This window comes from Sulfuriroseicoccus oceanibius (assembly GCF_010681825.2).
GTDB classification, from domain to species: domain Bacteria; phylum Verrucomicrobiota; class Verrucomicrobiia; order Verrucomicrobiales; family SLCJ01; genus Sulfuriroseicoccus; species Sulfuriroseicoccus oceanibius.
Genome location: NZ_CP066776.1, coordinates 3,218,361 through 3,234,654, shown reverse-complemented (window position 1 = coordinate 3,234,654; position 16,294 = coordinate 3,218,361). Strand labels below are relative to the sequence as shown.

General features: G+C 59.9%; 13 protein-coding genes. 8 read left to right on the top strand and 5 right to left on the bottom strand.

The features are described 5' to 3' along the window. Positions 1-31 precede the first annotated feature (31 nt). The gene (locus G3M56_RS13100; RefSeq protein WP_164365250.1) at positions 32-646 is read left to right on the top strand and encodes a hypothetical protein; all 615 of its coding nucleotides are present in this window, start codon (positions 32-34) and stop codon (positions 644-646) included. A 42-nt stretch (positions 647-688) separates the two neighbouring features. On the opposite strand, the gene G3M56_RS13095 is transcribed toward G3M56_RS13100, so the two are convergent. Next, the gene (locus G3M56_RS13095; protein WP_164365251.1) at positions 689-964 is read right to left on the bottom strand and encodes a DUF4177 domain-containing protein; all 276 of its coding nucleotides are present in this window, start codon (positions 962-964) and stop codon (positions 689-691) included. Positions 965-1,093: 129 nt separating this feature from the next. Beyond that, on the bottom strand, positions 1,094-2,101 hold the full coding sequence (locus G3M56_RS13090) for an aspartate-semialdehyde dehydrogenase (RefSeq protein ID WP_164365252.1): 1,008 nt from the start codon (positions 2,099-2,101) through the stop codon (positions 1,094-1,096). 548 nt (positions 2,102-2,649) lie between these two features. Here G3M56_RS13090 and tnpA point away from each other — a divergent pair. The 7 genes from tnpA (at position 2,650) to ispG (ending at position 12,804) form a co-directional block, all read left to right on the top strand. Next, complete coding sequence (gene tnpA / locus G3M56_RS13085) at positions 2,650-3,138, top strand: IS200/IS605 family transposase (RefSeq protein ID WP_235203455.1); 489 nt, start codon at positions 2,650-2,652, stop codon at positions 3,136-3,138. Positions 3,139-3,535: 397 nt separating this feature from the next. Next, the gene (locus tag G3M56_RS13080) at positions 3,536-4,702 is read left to right on the top strand and encodes a hypothetical protein (RefSeq protein WP_164365254.1); all 1,167 of its coding nucleotides are present in this window, start codon (positions 3,536-3,538) and stop codon (positions 4,700-4,702) included. A gap of 240 nt (positions 4,703-4,942) precedes the next feature. Next, positions 4,943-7,087: a RecQ family ATP-dependent DNA helicase gene (locus tag G3M56_RS13075; RefSeq protein WP_164365255.1), complete on the top strand. Its 2,145-nt coding sequence runs from the start codon at positions 4,943-4,945 to the stop codon at positions 7,085-7,087. Positions 7,088-7,451: 364 nt separating this feature from the next. Beyond that, positions 7,452-8,294: a tRNA glutamyl-Q(34) synthetase GluQRS gene (gene gluQRS / locus G3M56_RS13070; RefSeq protein ID WP_164365256.1), complete on the top strand. Its 843-nt coding sequence runs from the start codon at positions 7,452-7,454 to the stop codon at positions 8,292-8,294. Positions 8,295-8,854: 560 nt separating this feature from the next. Next, complete coding sequence (locus G3M56_RS13065; RefSeq protein WP_164365257.1) at positions 8,855-9,271, top strand: hypothetical protein; 417 nt, start codon at positions 8,855-8,857, stop codon at positions 9,269-9,271. A gap of 230 nt (positions 9,272-9,501) precedes the next feature. Further along, a complete protein-coding gene (rseP, locus tag G3M56_RS13060; protein WP_164365258.1) occupies positions 9,502-10,971 on the top strand; it encodes an RIP metalloprotease RseP in 1,470 nt (489 codons plus the stop codon). Between the two features lie 36 nt (positions 10,972-11,007). After that, positions 11,008-12,804: a (E)-4-hydroxy-3-methylbut-2-enyl-diphosphate synthase gene (ispG, locus tag G3M56_RS13055; protein WP_164365259.1), complete on the top strand. Its 1,797-nt coding sequence runs from the start codon at positions 11,008-11,010 to the stop codon at positions 12,802-12,804. A 44-nt stretch (positions 12,805-12,848) separates the two neighbouring features. On the opposite strand, the gene G3M56_RS13050 is transcribed toward ispG, so the two are convergent. The 3 genes from G3M56_RS13050 to G3M56_RS13040 all read right to left on the bottom strand — a co-directional run bounded on the left by G3M56_RS13050 (position 12,849) and on the right by G3M56_RS13040 (position 16,082). Next, the gene (locus G3M56_RS13050; RefSeq protein ID WP_164365260.1) at positions 12,849-14,231 is read right to left on the bottom strand and encodes an alkaline phosphatase family protein; all 1,383 of its coding nucleotides are present in this window, start codon (positions 14,229-14,231) and stop codon (positions 12,849-12,851) included. An 84-nt stretch (positions 14,232-14,315) separates the two neighbouring features. Further along, positions 14,316-15,464, bottom strand: coding sequence for a 3-dehydroquinate synthase (locus G3M56_RS13045; protein WP_164365261.1), 1,149 nt, complete (start codon positions 15,462-15,464; stop codon positions 14,316-14,318). A gap of 33 nt (positions 15,465-15,497) precedes the next feature. After that, positions 15,498-16,082 carry a hypothetical protein gene (locus G3M56_RS13040; RefSeq protein WP_164365262.1) on the bottom strand — a complete coding sequence of 195 codons (585 nt, stop codon included), beginning with the start codon at positions 16,080-16,082 and terminating at the stop codon, positions 15,498-15,500. Positions 16,083-16,294 lie beyond the last annotated feature (212 nt).

The window sequence follows — 16,294 nt, the reverse complement described above, 5'->3', positions numbered from 1 at the left end:
GGAGGTCTTATCAGCCGATGACCGAGCGGCGGTGATCCAGTTGCTCGGGAATGGGATGCCGGATGGCTTGAGTCGGGGCGAGTGGCACGAGCGGGTCAACGATTGGCTCAACTGGTTGCGCGCGGATCCCACGGCGGATGTGGCACCAATGGTGGACGTGCTGCTGCGGATAGTGGAAACGAGCGACGACGAGGTGCTGCGGGTCTACGCGCTGCAGCATTTGGGAATGGTTCGCCATCGGGTTGGCGATAGCTCGCTGGCAGCTCGGGTCGATGCGATGATGAGCCGGCTGGCTGCGGAGCCCTTCGATCCGGTGGCGGGGGCGGCGTTGATGATGGGGTGTGAGAATGACGGGCCGACGGACGATAGCGCACTGCGGTTGGCGGAGTCGGAGCGGGCCTCCACCGCGGCAAGGGTGACCGCGATCCATGTGGCGGTCGATAGCGGGGACGTTCGGGTGCTGCCTTTGGTGCGCGCGCTGGCGACGGAGAATGAGACGCCGCTTGTTCTGCGCAAAGCTGCGGTTTATGCGATCGGTCGCCTCGGTGGCCCTGCGGACGCCGAAGTGCTGAGCCAACTTCAGGGAGAGGAGGGCGTGATTGAGGCCGCGGTTGCTGCTGCGCGCAAGCGGCTTGCAGGGAAGTAGGGGCGTCGGGTGCAGGTGGTTTTGCCGACGTTCCCCTGGGGATCACTTGGAGCGTTTGAAGATTAATAGCAGTTGGTCATTGGTCTCGGATTTCACGGTGTTGACCAACTCCCAGCCTTCGGCACCGGATTCGTTGAGCTCTTTGTTGAGGGCGGCGATCTCGCGTTCGTTGCCGCCACGGTAGGCGATGCGGACCAGTTTGTATTCCCATGAGGTCGCGGACTCGGCGCTCTGTGTGGTGGCTGGTTCGGAGTCGGCAGCAACCAGTGGGGCTGCGGCTAACAGTGAGGAGGTAAGTAGGATGGCGGTGGTTTTCATGATGATCGATAGGCTGAAGAGACACGCCTCGCGAGCTTTGGTTCCGGGCGTTCCTATCTGATACGACGCAAAAAGGCCCACGCGCCGTACGACACGTGAGCCTTTTTGTGTGCTTGGGAGAGGAATCGCTTAGTTGCCGCGGGCAATGAGCAGCTCGGCAATCTGCACCGCGTTGAGAGCGGCGCCCTTGCGGACCTGGTCGCCGACGACCCACAGGTCGAGTGCGTTGTCGAGCACGAGGCTCGGACGGATGCGGCCGACGAGGCAGTCGTCGCGGTTGGTGCAGTCGAGTGGGGTCGGGAACTTACCGTTGGCCGGGTCGTCGATGACCTGGACGCCGTCGAAGGCATCGATGGCCTCGCGGGCTGCGTCGACGCTGACCGGACGGTCGAACTGAGCAGTGATTGCCACCGAATGGGAGCGCATGACCGGCACGCGCACACAGGTGATCGACGCTTTGAGGCCTGCCAGATCGAGGATCTTGGCACCTTCCTTGGTGAGCTTCATTTCCTCATCGGTGTAGCCGGTTTCGGTCATGCTGCCGATGAGTGGGATCGCGTTGGAGAAGATCTGCACCGGGTAAACCGATGGCGTGATCTCTTCATCCGCGGCGTAGGCTTTGGCCTGGGTGTCGAGCTCGGCGATGCCTTGCGCGCCCGATCCGGAAACCGCCTGGTAAGACGAGCCGATGACCGACTTCAAGCCGAAGGCACGGTGCAATGGAGCAAGCGCCATCAAGCTGACGATGGTCGTGCAGTTCGGGTTGGCGATGATGTTGCGCGGGTGGTTGAATGCGGCATCGCCGTTGATTTCAGGCACCACGAGTGGCACGTCGGCATCCATGCGGAAAGCGGACGAGTTGTCGATGACCACCGCGCCAGCCTTGGCTGCGGATGGGCCGAACTCTTTGGAAATTCCGCCGCCGGCGCTGAAGAGTGCGATGTCGATGCCTTCGAACGCATCGTGGGTGAGCTCGCGCACGACGAGCTCTTGTCCTCGGAATGGGATCCGTTTACCAGCCGATCGTGCGGATGCGAGCAGAACGAGCTCGTCGAACGGGACGTTGCGTTGATCAAGGCATTCGAGCATCTCCTGGCCTACGGCTCCGGTTGCTCCTACGATGGCGATGGTGGACATGGGTGTAAGATAAACAATAGGTTGCCGGAGCTAATGGTGCACCGGTTGCGCAAAGTAAGCGGCAATCCGCCCAGTGCAAGGGAAGCTGCGCGTTTGGCGGAGGGCGACGGAATGTGAGGGGTGGCCGGCGGGAGAGAAGATGAGGCCGGCTTTCAGCCAGCTGGGTGGGGGCGTACGGTTACCTAGGGACTGCGTCCCTAGGCTTTTATGAGAGCTCACCTTCGGCGAGTAGCGTGGGATGTGGGATGTGGGATGTGGGATGTGGGATGTGGGATGTGGGATGTGGGATGTGGGATGTGGGATGTGGGATGTGGGATGTGGGATGTGGGATGTGGGATGTGGGATGTGGGATGTGGGATGTGGGATGTGGGATGTGGGATGTGGGATGTGGGATGTGGGATGTGGGATGTGGGATGTGGGATGTGGGATGTGTCGCTGAAAGCGGCATGTGATAATAGCCTAGGGACGGAGTCCCTAGGGTCGCGAGGGGGGGAGGGATGAGCTGGCTGAAAGCCAGCTTTATCGCGGGCGATTAGATGTAAAAAAAAATGGCGCCGTATCGTTATATTGGGCGTATTCAGGGTATGGCTCAATCATTGTCCCGGCTCTTGGTTCATGTGGTATTCAGCACCAAAGGGCGCGAGCCAATTCTCGTCGGCCAGATGCGAGCCGATCTGCACGGGTACCTCGCGACGACGGCGCGGGACAAAGGGTGGGAATGTTATCGGGTCGGTGGTGTCGCCGATCACGTGCATCTGGCGATGATGCAACCGCGCACGGATGATCTCAGCACGATGGTCGGGCATTTGAAACGTACCTCAACGGTCTGGTTGCAACGGCAAGGGGAGAGAACCCACGATTTTCATTGGCAGCGTGGGTTCGGAGCGTTCTCGATTAGTGCGTCGCATTTGGATGCGCTCCTGCGGTATATCGACACACAGGAGGTGCACCATCGGACGATGAGTTTCCAAGAGGAGATGCGGGTATTATTTGAACGGTACAAGGTAGCGTATGACGAGCGCTATGTGTGGGATTGAGCGGTGAGAGATCAGGCTGGCTTTCAGCCAGCCGGGCGGGGTGTGCGATTACCTAGGGACTGCGTCCCTAGGCTTTTATGAGATCTCGCCTTCGGCGAGCAGGGCGTGTGGCGTGTAGCGTCGCTGCAAGCGACATTTGATAATAGCCTAGGGACGGAGTCCCTAGGGTCCGGTGGGATATCGTGTGCTGGCTGAAAGCCAGCTTGATTTGGGGCGGTACAATCTGCCGCTGATCTTGTACCGCCGATCCTGTTGCGCTGTTTGGGGTGGTTTGTTACACCAGTCGCCGATGAATGCGGGAATCATGAGATCACTGGCTGTTGTGGCGCTGGGCGGGTTGTGGGCTACTTCGGTCTGGGGAAGTGGGAAGCCAGAGAGGAATGCAGCTTCCCTGCCGATGGCATACAGTGAATCACGGGCACTTTATGATCGAGCAGCTGAGAAGTTCACGGAGTTCGAGTTGAAGGTCGTGCCCCAGCCTCAGCTGGAGGAGAATGGTTACGAGAGGCTGTTTGCGCTGACGGAGGATGAGGTGTTGTGGGGAGAAGGTACGGAAGAGAATGAGGTTTCGACAGACACGAGATCATCCGATCCGTCTAAGTGGCAGGTTGATGAAGCCGAGAAGTTACTGGTGGAGAACCACGCGGTGCTGAAAGAACTTCATGCGATCGGGGGGCTGGATTTGAGGGTTCGCGATTGGCAGAGGGAGTATGATCGATGGGCTGAGTTTGATTTCTCGAAGGTGTCGAGGATCAAGCGAGGGGCGGATCTCTTGTTGCTGGAGGCCAGAGTGGCAGCGATCCGTGGGGATCAAGAACGTTATCGCCGAGCCATTGGATCGGTATTTGGGATTGCTCAGCACCTGAGCAAAGTGTCGGAGCCCTATCTGCTCACGGAGACCCTGGCGATTATGATGCGTGTGGTCGCGTACGAGGCCTTGACGGAGGATCTCAAATTGTTCGGATTTGATGAGGCGATCCGTGGGAGGATGATGGCGTGGTTGAGGTCGGCGGATATCATGGACAGGTGCAGGTATGCCGAAATCTTGCGTGGTGAGGCAATTGTGGGGAAGCTGTGTGTCTATCCCCACGGCGCTTCGGAGGATCTGGGATTTGGGGATCGCTCTGTGATGGAGCGAATGTGGCAAGGAATGATGGCGAATCAGCAAGTAGTGATTCGTTGGCTCAGGGCGGATGGTGGTAATTTGGGTTCTGAGAAGGAGCGGGACTCCGTTGATAGAAAAGCGAGGGCCGCTGGATATGCTCAGGTGAAGGATGATGAACAGGAGTTGTTGGATGCCTATTTGTGGAGCGTCGATGATTCTTATGAATGGTGGAGTGCCGCGAGCCGCAGTGAATGTGAGCGCCAGGCTAGGGTGGCTGCTTTGATGTTGTGCAAAGGTGGTGAACTACCAACTGATCCACAGGCGGTCATTGATGAGGTCGTTGCTGAGTTTGGGGGGATGTTTGATTTGCGATGGGATGTCGCCAAGAGGTCTGTGGTGAAGACATTTGCCGCTGAAAATATGCCTGATGTGGTGGTGGCTGTGCCGTTGCGGGATTGAGAGGTCGGACTGGTTTGGGCTTTGTTCCGGGTTTCCTCCAGGAACGGAGAGTCAGCTCGCTGCGCTCGGTGGGGTTGGGGCAACCTCAGGAGTGAGGTTGGTCCATCGATGTGATTGCTGCGGAGTTTGTTGAGGTAGCGCCGCCCCGGGGGCGGGCTCCGGCTTTGATCGCGGAACCGTTTGCTGTGGCGTTGTTGTTCCCTCTGGAATCTGGAGCCAATCAATGCCATCGTCGCGGCGATGACGACTGCAGGAAGTGAATCGCTCGAGGACGCGCTGGAACAATATTTCGGGCACCGTGAGTTCCGGGGTGGGCAGCGCAAGGTGGTGGAGGCGATTGTGTCGGGGCAGGACGCGCTGGTGGTGATGCCGACGGGTGGCGGTAAGTCGTTGTGTTACCAGTTGCCGGCGGTGGTGATGGACGGGGTGACTTTGGTGATTTCGCCGCTGATCGCGTTGATGAAGGACCAGGTCGATGCGCTGAACGACAAGGGGATCAGCGCGACGATGATCAATAGCTCGATCGGGCTGGCGGAGCAGCGCGAGCGCTTGGCTGGGATGGCGGAGGGTCGTTACAAGTTGGTCTATGTGGCACCTGAGCGTTTCCGCTCGCAGATGTTTTTGAACTCATTGCGCGACATCAAGGTGTCGTTGTTTGCTGTGGATGAGGCGCACTGTTTGTCGCAGTGGGGGCATGATTTCCGTCCGGACTACATGCGGCTGGGCAAGGCGGTGGAAGCGGCGGGGCGCCCGACGGTGGCTGCCTTCACCGCAACGGCGACTCCGATTGTCCGCAACGACATCCGCGACCAGCTCGGTTTGCAATCGGCGCTGGAGGAGGTCAGTGGGTTCGAGCGCGAGAACCTGAGTTTGAATATCCACGAATGCGCCAAGGTGAAGACGAAGTACGAGCGGATCGTGCGGATTGTCGGCCAATGGAAGACGGGAATTGTGTACTGCGCGACGCGCAAGTCGGTGGAGAAGGTGTCGAATGAGCTGCAGGCGCACGGGGTGCGGCTGGTGGCGTACCACGGTGGGATGGATGATGCGTCGCGCAGTGCGGCGCAGGAGCAGTTTGTGTCCGGGGAGGTGGATGTGGCGGTGGCGACGAATGCGTTTGGGATGGGGATTGACCGCTCGGACGTGCGGTTTGTCGTCCACTTCGAGATCCCGGGGAGTGTGGAAGCTTACTATCAGGAAGCGGGGCGTGCCGGTCGTGACGGCGAGCGTTCGTACTGTGAGTTGATGTTCAACTACGCGGACACGAGGACGCAGGAGTTTTTCATCGATGGCTCGAATCCGGGAGCAAAACTGATCCGCAACGTCTACCAGCGGCTGCTCAATTTCCAAGATGCCAACCACGAAGTGCAGCTGACCGGTGAGGAGTTGGCCGACCAGGTGGAGGTGAAGAACACGATGGCGATCAGCAGCGCGATCGCGACTTTGGCCCGGGCGGGGTATATCGAGCGCTTTGATATTCCGGGATCGCGGCGGCGGGGGACTCGTTTGCTCAAGCCTGACGTGCTGGCGCGCGACGTGGTTTTGGACGATGCGGGGTTGGAGGAGAAAGAAAGGCGGGACCGGGCGAAGCTGAAGTCGATGGTGGATTTGTGCTACGAGCACGGCTGTCGTCAGGAGGCGATCTTGCGTTATTTTGGCGATCCGTCGGCGCGTCCGTGTGGCAGTTGTGACAACTGTGGCGGCAATGGTCACGGCGCGGGTGGTGGGTTCACCATGGTGGACCGTCGTGAGCCGACGGGGGCGGAGATGGAACGTGCGCGCAAGGCATTGGCCGGCGTGGCGCGGATGAGCTGGAAGCGTGACGGCGGGTGGGTGGCGCGTTTTGGCCGCGGCAAGGTGGTGAATATGTTGGTCGGCAGCAGGGCGAAGGACATCCTCAGTGCCGGGCTCGATGAGCTGTCGACCTATGGCATTCTCAAGGAATATGGAGCGGATTACGTGCGGCGGTTGCTGACGAGCATGGAACGCGCGGGCCTGCTCAGGACGGAGATGGGGGATTATCCGCTGATCACACTGACGCCCGAGGGGGCGGACGTGATGACGAATGGGAGTGAGTTCTCCATGGTGTGGCCGAAGGTGACTGGGTTTGCCAGCGGCGGGCGTGGCGGCGACAGCGAGCCGCCGGTTGATTGTGACCGTGTGTTGCTGGAGAAGCTCAAGCAGTGGCGGAATGTGCGCGCCAAGTTCGACAACGTGCCGAGTTATGTGGTTTTCGGGAACCGAACCTTGCAGCTGATTGCGGCGGCAAAGCCGGAGAGCGATGACGAGTTGCTGGAAATTTCCGGGGTGGGGCCGGCGAAGGCGCAGAAGTTTGGCGGTGATGTGTTGGAAATCGTCGCCGCGCATGAGGCGTCGGAGGGGTAGTTTTCTTCTTAGACAGGATTCACATGATGCACATGATTTGGGGTGGGGGCGTGACGGTGCGTGTTGAGCGGCCGTCGGGTGAGTGATGTGTTTTTGCGGAGTCGTAGGCTCGGCCGGGTGAATTGGGTTGCGGGGAATCCCAGGGTGAGGTCGCCGGAGGCTCCCGTCACCCTGGGCTGGTTTGCATTTCCCCTTCGGGGAAGGAGTAGACCATGCCACACAACACGATTAAGCCGATTGAACCGTTGCCTTGGCGGTTGAGTTGCATTTCCTCGTTTGGGGAGGTAGGGAAATCATCGCGACAGCGATCAATCATGTGCATCATGTGAATCCTGTCTAAGAAGAAAACGGAACCCTCCGCTACATGAGTGAAGTCACACGATTTGCACCGAGTCCGACCGGGTGGTTGCACCTGGGGCACGCGTATGCGGCGATTTTCGCGCATGAGCGGGCGCGGCGTGTGGGCGGGCGGTTCTTTTTGCGGATGGAGGACATTGATGCCAGTCGCGTGCGGCCTGAATATTATGACGCGGTCTACGAGGATTTGCGGTGGCTAGGGCTGGACTGGGACGAGGAAGTGACGCCGCAGTTGCAGCGGATGGATGCGTACCGCGATGCGTTGGCGCAGCTCGATGCGTTGGGCGTGCTCTACCCGTGTTTTTGCACGCGGCGTGAGATCCGCGAGGAAATTGCGGCCATGCCGTCGGCTCCGCACGGGCCGGATGGCGCGCATTATCCTGGGACTTGTCGGCAGTTGAGTGCGGATGATAGGGCGGCGCGGATGGCGGTCACTGCTGAGGACCTGGTGTCGTGGCGGCTGGACATGGCCAAGGCGGTGGATCTGGCTGGTGAGTTGCGCTGGGTGGACCGGGCGCGTGGCGAGCAAGTGGCGCGGCCTGAGATGTTTGGCGATGTGATATTGGCGCGCAAGGATGCGGGCACGAGCTATCACTTGTCGGTGGTGGTGGACGATGCGGCGCAAGGGGTGACCCTGGTGACGCGCGGTGAGGATTTGTTTGAGTCGACGCACATCCACCGCTTGTTGCAGCAGTTGTTGGGGCTGCCGGTTCCCGAGTGGGAGCACCATCGGTTGATCTGTGACGAGTCCGGTAAACGGCTTGCGAAGCGCGATGACGCACGGTCGATCCGGTCGCTGCGCGAGGCGGGGATGAGCGCGGAGGACGTGCGTGGTAAGTTGGGGCTGTGAGGATTAGCGTGCGCGCGCGGGAGGTCCGCCCCACTGTTCGGAGGGAGAGGCGGCGCAAGCCAATGAGCCGTCCCTACCCCTATCAGCGCTGCGCGTGCATAGTTCGAGGGGCTGTATCTTTATCCCAATCCAAATCCTGATCGAATTCACTGCGCTTGATTCACGGCGGTCCCGGGGCGCGAGCTGATGACGGGGCTTTGCTAGCAACGACAGGAGTGTCGTTGGTCCATCGTGGAATGGTGGACGGACGGGATGCGATGGAGCTATCCCGCGGCCGCGGGATAGAGAGCGGTTCAAGTCATACTGAGTGACTTACCCCAATCCACTTCAAATCCCCTCAATCCTGTAATCTGCGGAAAAAAAAGCGACCACCGGTGACCGCCGTTCCCACCCTCGTCGCCGGAGCAGGCTTTCCTTTGGGATCTTTGGGGCTTTGCGTGAGCCTTCCTGCCGTCGGTGCGACGCCGTGTGATCCCAGTGTGCCCTAGCTAAGGATGGGTTGGGATTATGCTGGTTTTTTGATGGATGGATCTAGCGAGTCTGTGTAAACGTGCCGCGCTATGGCTACTTCTCTGTTTTCGCTGATTCTCGTGATTATTCTCAACATTGTGCCGGCGGATGTGTCGTCGTTCACGGTTCAGGCTCCAGAGGCCGGTCAGCCGATGCATTTCACCAAGCAAGACGATGGGGGCTGGCTTGCGAAAATGGGACCGGGCGACGAGGAGGCGACATTCCTAGTCAAGGGGACTGAGATCACCATTAAATCCGAAGGGGATGAGCGAAGCCAGGATATGGGGCCGTTGTTGGGGTTGGATGCTGACACCGATTGGCACAAACTCGAAGAGGTTGCCTTGGGCGGCGGGACGATCCGGATCAAGCGGGTCGACAACGGAGTCGATTTCGCATTGGAGGACAACGAGGGGAAATCGGTAGAAGATGCAGGCACCGTGAAAGTGCGTTGGACGCGGAAGAAGTGAGTCTCCGCACGGGGAGCGGGCGTGTTTTTGCAAAGATTACCGGATCGGCGGCATCTGCCCGAGGGGCTATTCTCCGCAGACGAGGAGAATGCGCGGTCGGGGGATTGGGAGCGGTGGTGTTGAAAACCAGCTGATCGCGGAATCGGTGGGGAAAATACCTCACGAGACATCGGCGATGCGGCACTTTTCTCCTTTCATCGCTGGGGACGATAGGCGAAGTTCCAAGCCGTATGGATGCATTGATCTCAATTGGAAAGGTTGCGCTGACGATTTTTGAAGTGGTTTTGTTGTTCAACCTAATGATCGTGGTTCACGAGCTGGGTCATTATTGGGCGGCGAAGTGGCGTGGGTTGAAGGTGGACCGGTTCCAGATTTGGTTCGGCAAGCCGCTGTGGCACAAGGAAGTGAACGGTGTGAAGTGGGGGCTTGGTTGGATTCCGGCGGGTGGCTTTGTGGCGTTGCCGCAGATGGCGCCAATGGAGACCATCGAGGGTGGGGATGCCTCTCAGCGCGATGCGTTGCCGAAGATTTCGCCGCTGGACAAGATTATCGTGGCGTTTGCCGGGCCTTTGTTCAGTTTGCTGTTGGCTGTGGTGCTGGCGGTGATTGTGAACCTGGTGGGAACGCCGATGTACACCGCGGAAAAGACCACGACGGTCGGCTGGGTGGCTGAGGATTCAGGGGCAGAAGAGGCCGGAATGCAGCGTGGCGACAAGATTTTGAAGATCAACGACACGCCGGTGGACGGGTGGTATGCCTCCGCCGGTGGTGTGATGAGCGAGGTGGCCTTCAGTGAAGGACCTACTGTCGATGTGACCGTGATTCCAGTCGGCCAGACCGAGCCGGTGGTGCGAACCGTGCCAGTGGCGGAGAAGGAAAAGAGCGGATGGTTCGACCGCGGGATGGTGCGTCGATTGGAGATCGACGGCGCGGTGGAAGCCGTGGTGGCCGGTGTGACCAAGGGTGGACCGGCCGAGCGCGCGGGAATGCTTGCGGGCGACCGGGTGGTGGCGGTGAATGACCAGCCGATTGAGTACTCGTACCAAGTGACTCCATTCGTCGACGAGAGCGAAGGCAAAGAGCTGACCATTACGGTGAGCCGCAAATTGCCACAGAACGAGGGCGTGGTGTTGCAGACTTTGAAGGTGACGCCGCAGCAGCCATTGTCGCCTGAGGTGCTGACCGAGCGCTACATGCTTGGCTTGGGCTGGGGCGCTGGTGAAAGGACGATCGAGCATCCGTCGGTTGGCTCGCAGATTTCGCGTAGTGCCACGGCGATCTTCAAGATGTTCGGGGCGCTGTTGTCGCCGACCTCGGATGTGGGGGTGAAAGACATGGGCGGTCCGGTGGCGATCGGACGGGGCTTTTACGCGATGCTTTCCGATGATGGCTGGATGAAGGCGTTGGCGTTGGCTGTGTTGATCAACGTGAACCTGGCGATTCTCAATATGATGCCGCTGCCAGTGCTCGATGGTGGGCACATCGTGATGGCGATCGGCGAGTGGATCCGCAAAAAGCCGATGTCCGGCCGCGTGCTGGAAGTGGTACAAACAGGATTTGCCATTGCTCTTCTGAGTTTGATGGCCTACCTGACCATTCTCGACACCAAGTCGTTCTTTGGTGGTGGAACGAGGGAGCCGCTCGTGTTCCCTCAGCCTGAGGGAGTCGAAGAAGCTCCCTCCGAGGCAGCCGCCCAGTAACACTTTCCGACCTGAAATTCTCGACCGATTGACCGCATGAGCACCGAATCGTCCGCTATCCGCGCACCTTGGCAAAACCCATACCGCTACAACCGCCGCAAGACCCGTGAGGTCATGGTGGGGGGAGTCGGTGTGGGCGGAGACAATCCGATCCGCATCCAGTCGATGATCACGTCCGATACCCTGGACACCGAAGCCTCAGTGGCACAGGTGCTGGAGCTGGCCGAGGCCGGCTGCGAGGTAGTGCGGATCACGGCGCAGACCAAACGCCACGCGGCGAACCTGGAGAACATTGTGGGCCAGGTGCGTGCGCAGGGCTGCGAGGTCCCGATTGTGGCGGACATTCACTTCAAGCCCGATGCCGCGCTCGAAGCGGTGAAGTGGGTGGACAAAGTGCGGGTCAACCCAGGCAACTACGCGGACAAGAAGAAGTTCGCGGTGATCGAGTACAGCGACGAGGAATACGCCGACGAGCTGGCCCGGATCGAGGAGCAGTTCGCTCCGCTGGTGGTCGAGTGCAAGGAACGCGGCGTGGCGATGCGCATTGGCACCAACCACGGGTCGCTTTCCGACCGCATCATGAACCGCTACGGCGATACCCCGCTGGGTATGGTTGAGAGCGCGCTCGAGTTTGCCCGCATCGCACGCAAGCACGACTACCACAGCTTTGTCTTCTCGATGAAGGCGAGTAACCCGAAGGTCATGATCGAGGCGTACCGCTTGTTGGTTTCGCACCTCGACGCGCAGGGCGACGACTGGAACTATCCAATCCACCTCGGAGTGACCGAAGCCGGTGACGGCGAAGACGGGCGTATCAAGAGCGCGATCGGTATTGGTTCGTTGTTGGAAGATGGAATCGGCGACACCATCCGCGTGTCGTTGACCGAAGATGCGATCCACGAGATTCCGGTGGCGCGTGCGATTGCCGCCCACTACAACGAGCTGCAGGAAGAGTCGACCGAGGGCGCGAGCACTGAGGTGGCTTTCAACCCATTCGAGTACCGCCGCCGCGCGTCTGACAAGATCGAGATTGGTGGAATCCCAACCGGTGGCGGCGAGCTCGTGCGCGTGGTCACGACCGAGGACCGCTACGACCAGGTGAAAGACCGGATCGAAGATCTGGGCGAGTTCCAGCCGGAGATCGTGTACGAAGATTCCGGCGTGGTGGAGATCGATCCACGGGACGACGACGAGGTGGAGAAAGTGAACGCCCTGGAGGAATCGGTGCTGGTGACGGTGCGCGACGATGTGGATATGCGCGCGATCCCGGCATTCCGCTTGCTGGCTGACCGCGTGGACGAGCGTCACCCTGTGTTGCTCAAGGACACGCTGAACTATCAGGCGGTGAGCGAGACCGGTGCTCCGGACTTCCTTGATACGATGTTGCGTGCATCTACCCGGATGGGTGCGCTGCTTTGTGACGGCATCGGTGATGCGGTGTTGGTGCGTGGCGAGCCGGGAACCGGCGCGTCATTGCGCTTGGCTTACAACATTCTGCAAGCCGCTGGAGCCCGCATTTTCAAGACTGACTACGTGGCGTGCCCGAGCTGTGGCCGTACGCTCTTCAACCTGCAAACCACAACCCAGAAGATCCGCGAAGCGACTGGTCACCTTAAAGGTGTGCGCATCGCTGTGATGGGCTGCATCGTGAATGGTCCGGGTGAAATGGCGGACGCCGACTTCGGCTACGTCGGGGGCGCTCCAAACAAGATCAACCTCTACGTGGGCAAAACCGCGGTGAAGTTCAACATCCCGCAGGATGAGGCGGTGGATCGCCTGATCGACCTCATCCGCGAACACGGGAAGTGGGTGGACCCTCCGGAAAAGGCTTAAATTTATCGATAGGTCCTATGAGTCGTATAGGACCTATTTCTCGGTTAGCCCAGCGTTTCCAAAATCGCCGCCTGCACGTCTGTGTCGGCGGTGATTTTTTTGCTGTTGAGGCCGATGAAGACGGGGCGGTGGTGTTCCGGGACGTCGATGCGGCCGTGGCTGCCTTTGACGAGTGAGGCGTCGAGTGGGATCACGTCGAGCAGTCCGCGCAGGCCGAGCTTTTTCTTGGCTAGGAACTTGGCGATCTTGAGCGCAGGGAACTTGAGCTCCGGATCGATGAAAAGTTCCGCGGGGTCGTAGCCGGGCTTGCGGTGGATGTCGATGGTACGGGCAAAATCCGGCGCGAGCGCGTCGTCGACCCAGTAGTAGTAGGTGAACCAGGAACCGGCCTCGGCGATGGCGATGAGGTCGCCCGCGCGATCTGCGGCGGTGCTGTCTGCAGGCCAGCCGAGTTCCTCCGGAGTGACCACACTGGCAATGCCCGGTGTGCGCTCGAGGAGCGTGCGCACGGCGTCGGTGAGCGAGTGGTCGTTGAGGTAAACGTGGGCGAACTGATGGTCCGCCACGGCGAATGCACGTGAGGCCCCGGCGTCGAGCAGTTCGAGTCCGAGTTCATCTTTGACGGTGATCCACCCTTCATCGCGGAGGATGCGGTTGATGTGGATCGGCTGGTCCACCGGCTCGATGCCGTATTCCGAGAGGATCTGGACGGTGACGCCGCGGCTTTGGTAGAAGTCGATCAACTCACCGACAATGGAATCGATGGCCTGGAGCTCTGCGGGGATGGACTCGTGGTCCGGTCCGACTTTTTGCAATGGGTAGTCGAGATGCGGCAGGTAGACTAATGAGAGAGTAGGCGAGTGCTTTTCCTCGACCCACATCGCGGAGTCGGCGATCCAGCGCGACGAGCCGATGCCTGCTTTTGGGCCCCAGAAGTTGAAGAATGGAAACGGACCGAGTTCGTCGTCTCGTTGGATATCGAAGCGAATGTTCGCCGGATGGGTGTAGATGTCGAAAACCTTGCGGCCGTCGGCTGGGTACATCGGGCGAGGGGTGAGCGAGTACTCGACTTCCGAGTACATGTTGTACCACCAGAACACTTTGGCAGTGGTGGCATCGGGCCGCATTTCGCGCAGCTTGTGCCAGATCTTGCTACCCTTGACCAATTGGTCGGGTTGCTTCCAAAACTGGACCTCACACAGCTCGCGGTTGTACCAGCCATTGCCGACAATGCCGTGGGATGCCGGCGACTCCCCCGTGAGGAAGGTGCTCTGGGCGGAACAAGTGACCGCCGGGAAGGTGGGCGAGAATGGTGTCACTCCGCCGTGCGCATCCGCGAAACGCAGGATGTTGGGCGTATTTTCCGCGCTGATCAGCGATGAGGAAAGGCCAACGACATCGAGAACAACCGTGCGTGAGGATGACATGGAGGATGAGTTGTTCGGGGATTTGTTGAGGTGCTGTTGTGCGGCTTCAATCGTGCCAGCTAGGTCACCTGGAAGGGCGTCCGCTCACGCCGGGATGAGTTCGGCGTTGAGTTCGTGGATGCACTCGTCCATCAGGGCGTGGTCGATCTCGTGGACGTCGATGCCCTGGCCGATGGCGGTGAGCATGCAGACGGTGAGTTGTCCGCCGAGGTGTTCGCGGAACTCGGTAAGGCCGGCGAGCACGGTGAGTTCGCCACTGGTGGCCGAGCGGTCGAGCATGGCGGGATGATGGGTTGGGTAGTTGAGGTCGCGGACCAACTGGATGATACGCTGGGCGACGGCTTCGTCGAGCAACCCGACGCGGGCCGAGTAGAGGACGTCGAGCGTGAGGCCTACGGCAACAGCTTCGGCGTGGGAGAACTCGAAGTTGGTCATCTGCTCGAGCTTGTGAGCGGCCCAGTGGCCGAAGTCGAGTGGGCGTGAGCTGCCGTTTTCAAAGGGATCGCCGCCGGTGGCGATGTGCTCCATGTGGAGGCGCGCTGATTCTTTGATCACATGCTCGACGGTCTCGGGCTCGAAGGCATTGAGCTCGTCGACATGGGAGGCAATGAACTCGACGAACGCGGCGTCTTTGATGAGCCCGACTTTGAGTGCTTCGACCAGGCCGATGTGACGGGTGTCGGCAGGTTGGGTGGCGAGCAACGAGAAGTCATTGATCACGGCCCATGGCACGGCGAACGAGCCGTTGAAGTTCTTTTTGCCGAAGAGATTGATGCCGTTTTTCACGCCGACTCCGGAGTCGCACTGGGCGAGGGTGGTCGACGGCATGCGGATCAGTCTGATGCCGCGGTGAGCGGTGGCGGCACCGAAGCCGACCGCATCGAGGAACGCGCCGCCGCCGACGCAGACGATGAACGAATGGCGGTCGATGTGGTGGCGGTCGACGAGTTGGTGCACTTCATCGACGAGCTGCATCGAGTTTTTGGCGAGTTCTCCGCCGGGAAGCGTGACTACCGTGGCTTCTTTGGCGATGTTGTCGAGCAGGACGCCGGCCTGGGCGGTGAGGTAGGGGTGGTCGAGTGCGACGGATTCTTCGACCAGGCAGAGGATGCGTTTTTCGCACAGGTTGTCGCTATCGATGGCGTCGATGAGCGTGCCATTGTCTGCACAAAAGGCATCGCGGGTGAAGAACGCGCGATGCCTGAAGGTGACGGGGATGGAGTATTCCAGCATGGAGATGGATGGGGCGCGGGCGGGAATGCCGGGTTACTTGCTTTGTTCTTTCGCGCGGTCCTTATCGGACTTTGAGCTGTCCGCTTCTTGATCGTCGGACATTTCGAGGGTTGGGATGGTGGCTCCACTGTCGGCTGCGCTGCCACCGCCGCGGAAGATGCGGCGGACGAAGCCTGCGACTCCGCCTTCTGCGTTGTGTTGTTCGGTTTCGGCCTCGGCCAGGGCGGACTGCCAGGCAGGAGCGAAGCCCGGGGCGCGGGCGTTCATTTTCTGGACGGCGCGGTCGTAGACTTCGAGCTGGCGGATCTCCTTGTGGCCTGGCTTTTGGCGCAGTGATGAGTTCTCGATGCGCAGGTTTTCGTTCTGTTTGCGCAGGTCATCGACTTCCGCTTCGAGCTTTTCGTTCCCTTTGGCGTTGATCCGCATCTGGGTGTGGAGGTGCTCCTGCATGCGGTCGATCTCACCACGTAGGGTCGTCATTTCGGTTTCCTTTTGTTTGCGCAGGCCGCGGGCGACGACGATGCCGCGGAGCCAGCAGATGGAGGCGATCAGAAGACCGACGATCAACCCGAAGCCAGCTCCGGTAGAAAAGGATGCCCAGTCAATATTCTCAAACATAGCAGATCTAATCTAAGTCACGCTGCGATCATGGGAAAGGTTGGAATTCAATAACCGCGCGCACAGGGATCAGCGTAGGTAGCAGCGAAATTGGTCGGGAATTCTGACGAGATCGTATGGGTGCTTCGCCCGATTTTTTGCGGAAATTAGAAGAAATCCGGCTGCAGGATCGGTGGTCTGGGTGTGGCTGGGGAAACTTTTTTCCAAGGTGA

Coding starts and splice junctions, on each gene's coding strand:
- G3M56_RS13095 (WP_164365251.1), bottom strand. CDS start 964: ATGAAAACCACCGCCATCCTACTTACCTCCTCACTGTTAGCCGCAGCC.
- G3M56_RS13080 (WP_164365254.1), top strand. CDS start 3,536: ATGGCATACAGTGAATCACGGGCACTTTATGATCGAGCAGCTGAGAAG.
- ispG (WP_164365259.1), top strand. CDS start 11,008: ATGAGCACCGAATCGTCCGCTATCCGCGCACCTTGGCAAAACCCATAC.
- G3M56_RS13045 (WP_164365261.1), bottom strand. CDS start 15,464: ATGCTGGAATACTCCATCCCCGTCACCTTCAGGCATCGCGCGTTCTTC.
- G3M56_RS13050 (WP_164365260.1), bottom strand. CDS start 14,231: ATGTCATCCTCACGCACGGTTGTTCTCGATGTCGTTGGCCTTTCCTCA.
- G3M56_RS13075 (WP_164365255.1), top strand. CDS start 4,943: ATGACGACTGCAGGAAGTGAATCGCTCGAGGACGCGCTGGAACAATAT.
- rseP (WP_164365258.1), top strand. CDS start 9,502: ATGGATGCATTGATCTCAATTGGAAAGGTTGCGCTGACGATTTTTGAA.
- G3M56_RS13090 (WP_164365252.1), bottom strand. CDS start 2,101: ATGTCCACCATCGCCATCGTAGGAGCAACCGGAGCCGTAGGCCAGGAG.
- gluQRS (WP_164365256.1), top strand. CDS start 7,452: ATGAGTGAAGTCACACGATTTGCACCGAGTCCGACCGGGTGGTTGCAC.
- G3M56_RS13065 (WP_164365257.1), top strand. CDS start 8,855: ATGGCTACTTCTCTGTTTTCGCTGATTCTCGTGATTATTCTCAACATT.
- tnpA (WP_235203455.1), top strand. CDS start 2,650: ATGGCGCCGTATCGTTATATTGGGCGTATTCAGGGTATGGCTCAATCA.
- G3M56_RS13040 (WP_164365262.1), bottom strand. CDS start 16,082: ATGTTTGAGAATATTGACTGGGCATCCTTTTCTACCGGAGCTGGCTTC.